Annotated in this window: 5 protein-coding genes and 1 pseudogene; 2 read left to right on the forward strand and 4 right to left on the reverse strand. The window is 64.6% G+C overall.

The window, feature by feature from the left end; all coding sequences use genetic code 11:
- Both JHD07_RS26470 and JHD07_RS26475 read right to left on the reverse strand, forming a co-directional pair.
- Nucleotides 1-369, reverse strand: a pseudogene (locus tag JHD07_RS26470) (cobalt ABC transporter substrate-binding protein); the annotation flags it as partial.
- A 143-nt stretch (nt 370-512) separates the two neighbouring features.
- Nucleotides 513-2,825, reverse strand: a complete 2,313-nt coding sequence (locus JHD07_RS26475) for a TonB-dependent siderophore receptor (protein ID WP_291627407.1) — start codon at nt 2,823-2,825, stop codon at nt 513-515.
- A 357-nt stretch (nt 2,826-3,182) separates the two neighbouring features.
- Here JHD07_RS26475 and JHD07_RS26480 point away from each other — a divergent pair, with 357 nt between their 5' ends.
- Nucleotides 3,183-3,359, forward strand: coding sequence for a hypothetical protein (locus JHD07_RS26480; protein WP_291627408.1), 177 nt, complete (start codon nt 3,183-3,185; stop codon nt 3,357-3,359).
- 96 nt (nt 3,360-3,455) lie between these two features.
- Here JHD07_RS26480 and JHD07_RS26485 read toward each other — a convergent pair whose 3' ends face one another.
- Nucleotides 3,456-5,477, reverse strand: coding sequence for a YgiQ family radical SAM protein (locus JHD07_RS26485; RefSeq protein WP_291627409.1), 2,022 nt, complete (start codon nt 5,475-5,477; stop codon nt 3,456-3,458).
- Between the two features lie 211 nt (nt 5,478-5,688).
- On the opposite strand from JHD07_RS26485, the gene JHD07_RS26490 reads away from it, so the two are divergent.
- A complete protein-coding gene (locus JHD07_RS26490; protein ID WP_291627410.1) occupies nt 5,689-5,853 on the forward strand; it encodes a hypothetical protein in 165 nt (54 codons plus the stop codon).
- Between the two features lie 6 nt (nt 5,854-5,859).
- Here the strand turns inward: JHD07_RS26490 and JHD07_RS26495 are convergent.
- Nucleotides 5,860-6,072, reverse strand: a 213-nt coding sequence (locus tag JHD07_RS26495; RefSeq protein WP_366865235.1) for an FCD domain-containing protein, incomplete at its 5' end; no start/stop codon positions are given.

Here is a 6,072-nt window from a genome sequence, read left to right on the forward strand (position 1 = left end):
GGTGATGTAGCGGGCCGCCGGATAGAACCAGTTGTTGACGTCCTTGCCCGGCTGTTTCCAGACATAGAGCGGATAGCTGGCGTCCTCCGCCACGATGGCCTCGCCTGCGGCGGCCGCGAACGGCAGCGTGAAGCCGTTGCCGGTCTTGGTCGCATCGGACTTCTGCTCACCCCTGGTCGAGATCAGCCTGCCCGTCACTTTGCCGAATTTGTCGAGAAGGCCCGGCGAGACCTCGCGAAGGTTCTCGCCGTATTCGCCGAAGCGAACGATCGCGTTCTGGCCGTCGGCCTGCTCGATCCAGATCTGGTGCGCCTGCGCAGGCAACACTGCTGCAAGCAGGACAATGGAGACGGCGAAACGCTTGATCATGACAGGCACCCGAAACAAAACCCGAATTTGACATGAGATCGCCGGGCGCGCGAGGCCCCGGCGATCCGACGAAGTTACGACGCTCGGCGGCAGCAAATCATCCGTCTGCGGATGCTCTTGCTGCGGCCATCGGGGACGTTCGGTCAGAGATCGAACGCCGCCGACAGCAGGAAGGTGCGGCCGGCGCCAACGGTCTGGAAACCGCCGCTGGTCAGCCAGTATCGCTTGTCGAACAGGTTTTCGACATTGGCACGGAACGTGACGGGGCGGCCGTTCAGGACGGTCGCGTAACGCGCACCGATGTCATACCGGGTCCAGCTGGAGAAACGCTGCCACGCCAGGTTGGCATTCGTCAGGTAGGAGCTACCGGTGTGGATCACGCGCCCGTTGAATGCGAGGCCTGTCACCCACGGTGCATCCCAGTCGAGGGAACCCGAGAATGTCACGTTCGGCACACCGGCGGCATCATTGCCGCGCTCTGAGGCCGTGGCCGGATTGGTCAGCTCCGGACGCAGGAACGTAACGCCCGCCATGCCGCGCAGGCCGGGCAGCAGAAGGCCATAGGCCGAGAGTTCAAGACCGCGGTTGCGCTGTTCGCCGTCGTAGGCGCGGACGTTGGCGGCAGTGGTGACCAGGCTCGGCCGCGCAATCTGGAACACGGCTGCCGTCGTGGTGATGGTGCCCCAGTCCACCTTGACGCCGGCTTCCTGCTGCTTGGACTTGTAGGGCGCGAGGATCGACCCGGTATTGGCAAAGCCGGCGGGAACGATGACGCCTTGGCTGAGGCCTTCGGCGTAGTTCGCGTAGAGCGAGACGTTCTGCAGCGGCTTGACGACGACCCCGGCCAGGGGCGTCACGGCTTCCGCGCCATAGTCGCTGGTCTTGAGCCCCGTCGCGGTGCTGAACGCATCCTGCTCGACCCGCTGATGGCGGGCGCCCAGCGTGAGCAGGACCCTCTCATCCAGCACCGACATGGTGTCGGCAAGCGCGAAGCTGCGCAGCAGGATCTCGTTGGCCAGCCGTGGCGGGAGACGCGCGCCGGTGACCACCGGCAGCGGGGCCGGATTGTAGATGTTCGACGGCACCGACTGCGCCGGCGTGTTGGCAACATAGGCGTTGCCGTTTTCCTGGAAGTAGCCGGTGAAGGCGAAGTTCACCCTGTGCGTGACCGGCCCCACGTCGAAGCGCGACCGAATGCCGGCATTGCCGCTGGTCGTCTTGCTGTAGGAATCGTAATAGGCGTTGATCAGACGGAAATTGCCGAGGGCGTCCGCCCCGCTTGGGAAGCCGGTGACGCGGGAGTCGGGGAAGGTCTGGTAATTCTCGCCTTCGCGGTAGCCGATGCCTGCATAGGCCGTGATCGCTTGGGAGATGTCATACTCGACCGCCGTGGCAATGGTATTGTCCCGCTGCTTCAGCAATGTTCCGGGGTACCAGGTGCTGCGCGGGTCCGGCGGAGCCGGAATGAACGGTACCGTCGTTCGAATGCCGATCTGCGGACGGAAGTTCTCGGTATCGTCGTTCTGCGAGATGGCATCGACGGTCCAGCGCAGGCGCTCGCCGCGATAGTCGACGCCCAGCGCACCGAGACCACCCCTCCAGTTGCCGTTGTCGATCGTGGCTTCGCCATTGCGGCCCACGCCGTTGAAGCGGACGCCCCACTCCTTGTTCTCGCCATAGCGCTGGCTGGTCTCGACGTGCAGGCCATAATGGCCGGCGCTCATGAAGAACGGCGTCACCCGCGTGAAGGGAATTTCTCCGGCGCGTTTGGTGAGGATGTTGATGGCGCCGCCAACCGTGCCGCCGGGAGCGATGCCGTTGATGAGTGCGCCGGGCCCCTTCAGCAACTCGATGCGTTCGATGATCTGGGCGGGAACGCGACTGGAGGACACCAGGCCGTAAAGTCCGTTCAAGCCGACGTCCGTCGCGTTCACCGGGAAACCGCGAATCTGGAAGGTGTCGTCGAACCCGTTAGGGCCGGTGGTGAGACGAACCGAGGAGTCGTTGATCAGCGTATCCGCCGCCGTCCGTGCCTGCTGATCCTCGATCAATTGCGAGGTGTAGTTGACGACACTGAAGGGCGTGTTCATGACGCTCACGTTGCCAAGCAGGCCGAGAGTTCCGCCCTGGGCAACTTGACCTCCAGCGTAGGCAGGCGCCGGAGCGCCGAGCGTCCGCGTGCTTCCCATTGTGGTAACGGGAGCATTCGATGGAGCTTGCGCAGCTTGCCTCGACACATAGCGTCCAGCGCGCTGGACGTTACCGCGCGGCCGCGCGCTGCTGCGCGTGACGCGTGCGCGCTGCTGAGGCGCGTCGACCGTCACCGGCGGCAACGCCTGCGGTGCGGAACTCTGCGCGCGGCTCTCCGTCACAGCAGCGCCCGTCAGACCGAGCGAAAAGGCACCGATGGCCGCTCCGACAAGCATGCGGCTCTTGTAGTTCTGAATGTTGCTCACCAACGCCCCCAATTACTCAGCAGATCGTCTGCTATGGAATTGAAAGATCGGAAGCAACGCAGCGAAATTAGAACTTCTATAGTTCGGTGCGCAGCAGCAGCGTTTGCGCCATCATCGCGACGATTTGTCACGAGTTCGATGACGCCAAGCTGCAACGCGCATCGATCTTTGCAGCGGCGATCTAATCGCTTCTGGATCGATTGTTAGAACGTCTCTAATTGCTCGCTTCGTTACGCGGAGCTTGCCTTGGCGTTGAAACGAAGAACAAGGCCAGGCGCGGAGTTTCGGCTCATCGCGAGCCAGCAAGCCTAGCCGGGGATTCGGACGCCGCGGGGTGAGCTCAAGGGGTCGATCCGGATGAGCAAGACGGGTTCGCTTCATCCACGTTCCGCGATAATGGCATCATACGCCTGGTTTGCCCGACGATCAAGCGAAATTTTCGTAAAAACGGAAATCGGCGATTTTCCGGGGCAGATCATGCTCGATTTGCGGTTCGAAGGTCTCGCCAATCGCATCGCGCTCGTAAGCCGTTGATCTTGCTACCCCCGCCTACTGTGCATGGGGTTGTTTTCGCGCTTTTGTTCGGCAGGCGCGAAAGCGCCACCGACCCGCGCCCGAATCCGGCTCCCGCTACTTCATCACCCGCAGGCCCTTGGTCGTGAACCGCTGCGTCCTGCCTCCGGGCCGCATTGGGCGCTTGGTGCCGGCGGCCTTGCCGGTGCCGGGCGGCTGATGCGCGGGGACGAGCTGATGCGGCTGCGAGCCGATCAGGTCGCGGCGGCCCATCTCGATCAGTGCTTCGCGCAGCACCGGCCAATTGTCGGGGTCGTGATAGCGCAGGAAGGCCTTGTGCAGGCGGCGCTGGCGCAGGCCCTTGATCGCCTCGACCTTGTCGCTGCCGCCGTGGCGCACGCCGCGCAGCGGATTGACGCCGGTGTGGTACATCGCGGTCGCCGTCGCCATCGGCGAGGGCAGGAAGGTCTGCACCTGGTCGGCGCGGTAGCGGTTCTTCTTCAGCCACAGCGCGAGGTTCATCATGTCCTCGTCGGTCGTGCCCGGATGCGCCGCGATGAAATAGGGGATGAGATAGTATTTCTTGCCGGCCTGCTCGGCGGCTTGATCGAACATCCGCTTGAACTTGTCGTAGGCGCCGATGCCCGGCTTCATCATCTTGTCGAGCGGGCCGCGCTCGGTATGCTCGGGCGCGATCTTGAGGTAGCCGCCGACATGATGGGTGACGAGCTCCTTGATGTATTCGGGGCTCTCGACCGCGAGGTCGTAGCGCACGCCGGAGGCGACCATCACCTTCTTGATGCCCTTGGTCTCGCGCACCTTGCGATAGAGCCGGATCAGGTCGTCATGCGAGGTGTTGAGGTTCGGGCAGATCTCCGGGAAGACGCAGGACGGCCGCCGGCATGCCGCCTCGACCTTCGGGTCCTTGCACGCCATCCGGTACATGTTGGCGGTGGGGCCGCCGATGTCGGAGATGACGCCAGTGAAGCCGGGCGTCTTGTCGCGGATGCGCTCGATCTCGCGCAGGATCGATCCTTCCGAGCGGCTCTGGATGATGCGCCCCTCGTGCTCGGTGATCGAGCAGAAGGTGCAGCCGCCGAAGCAGCCGCGCATGATCGTCACCGAGAAGCGGATCATCTCCCAGGCGGGTATGCGCGCATCGCCATAGGACGGATGCGGGGCGCGTGCGTAAGGCAGATCGTAGACCGCGTCCATCTCTTCGGTGGTGAGCGGGATCGGCGGCGGGTTGAGCCAGAGATCGCGGTCGCCATGGCGCTGCACCAGCGGCCGCGCATTGCCGGGATTGCTCTCCCGGTGCAGCACGCGCGAGGCGCGGGCATAGGCTTCCTTGTCGTGCTCGACCTGCTCGAGCGACGGCAGGCGGATCACGGTCGGCCCCTTCTCGCGCGAGGCGCCCTCGTCGGCGGAATCGAGATCGTCGGCGTGCAGCTCGGTGTAGTCCGCAGGGACCTTGCGGAACAGCGCGACGCCCCTGATGTCGTCGAGCGCGCGCGGCGCCTCGCCTGCGGCAAGCCGCTGCGCCACCTCGACCACGGCGCGCTCGGCGTTGCCGTAGAGCAAGAGGTCCGCCTTGGCGTCGGCCAGCACCGAGCGGCGCACCTTGTCGGACCAGTAGTCGTAATGCGCGATCCGGCGCAGCGAGGCCTCGATGCCGCCGAGCACGATCGGCACGTCCTTGAACGCCTCGCGGCAGCGCTGGGCATAAACCACGGTGCAGCGGTCCGGTCGCCTGCCGCCTTCGCCGCCGGCCGTATAGGCGTCGTCGCTGCGGATGCGCCGGTCCGCAGTGTAGCGGTTCACCATGGAGTCCATGTTGCCGCCGGTGACGCCGAAGAAAACTTTTGGCTTGCCTAACGCCTTGAACGGCTCGGCCGAGTGCCAGTCCGGCTGCGAGATGATGCCGACGCGGAACCCCTGCGCCTCCAGCAGGCGGCCGATGATCGCCATGCCGAAGCTCGGATGGTCGACATAGGCATCCCCCGTCACCAGCACGATGTCGCAGGCGTCCCAGCCGAGCGCATCCATCTCGGCGCGGCTCATGGGCAGGAACGGCGCCGGCTTGCGCGGCTGCGCCCGGGCCATCAGGGGCCTGTCGGCGGTGATCATCTGGATGTCCATGGCGCCTACGCATAGGCCCCATAGCCGGCGAATTCAACCGATCGGTGTGGCGGTACCGAACTTAGGGTTCCGTCCTCGTCGACAGCCCATTGGAGCTCAGGAACCAACCTGGCTCCGCGAACATTCTGGTCGAGGGTTCGACCCGGGCCCGGGTCGCGCGCGCCTCCATCGTTCCGGCGTTCGTGATGTGACCTCTGGCGATGGGGAAGCTGTGAGTACGGTCATAGAGAACTTGCTGTTGCGAAAGCAGAAGCTCGTGGAACAGCTCGAGAAGGCGCCGGCGGCCGAGGATCGCGACAAGATCGAGCACCAGCTTGAGCAGATCAACACGGCGCTGGATTTCTTGGACAGGCCTGGCGCGAAGGAGAAGCCGTGACGGCGTTCAATCCACCTTCAGCGCCTTGGCATAGACCCTGCCCGAATTGGTGATGTGTGTGGTCATCAGCGCTTCGAAGGCGGCGAGCTCGCCGCTTGCGAACAGATCGAGCAGCTCGCGATGCTCGTCGAAGGACGTGCGGGTGCGCACGTCGATCGGCGACGTCAGATTGGTGCGGAGCGCGGCGACGCGGCCGGAGACGAGCTGATAGGATTCGGC

The sequence above is a fragment of the Bradyrhizobium sp. genome, assembly GCF_016462955.1.
In the GTDB taxonomy this organism is placed as follows: Bacteria; Pseudomonadota; Alphaproteobacteria; order Rhizobiales; family Xanthobacteraceae; genus Bradyrhizobium.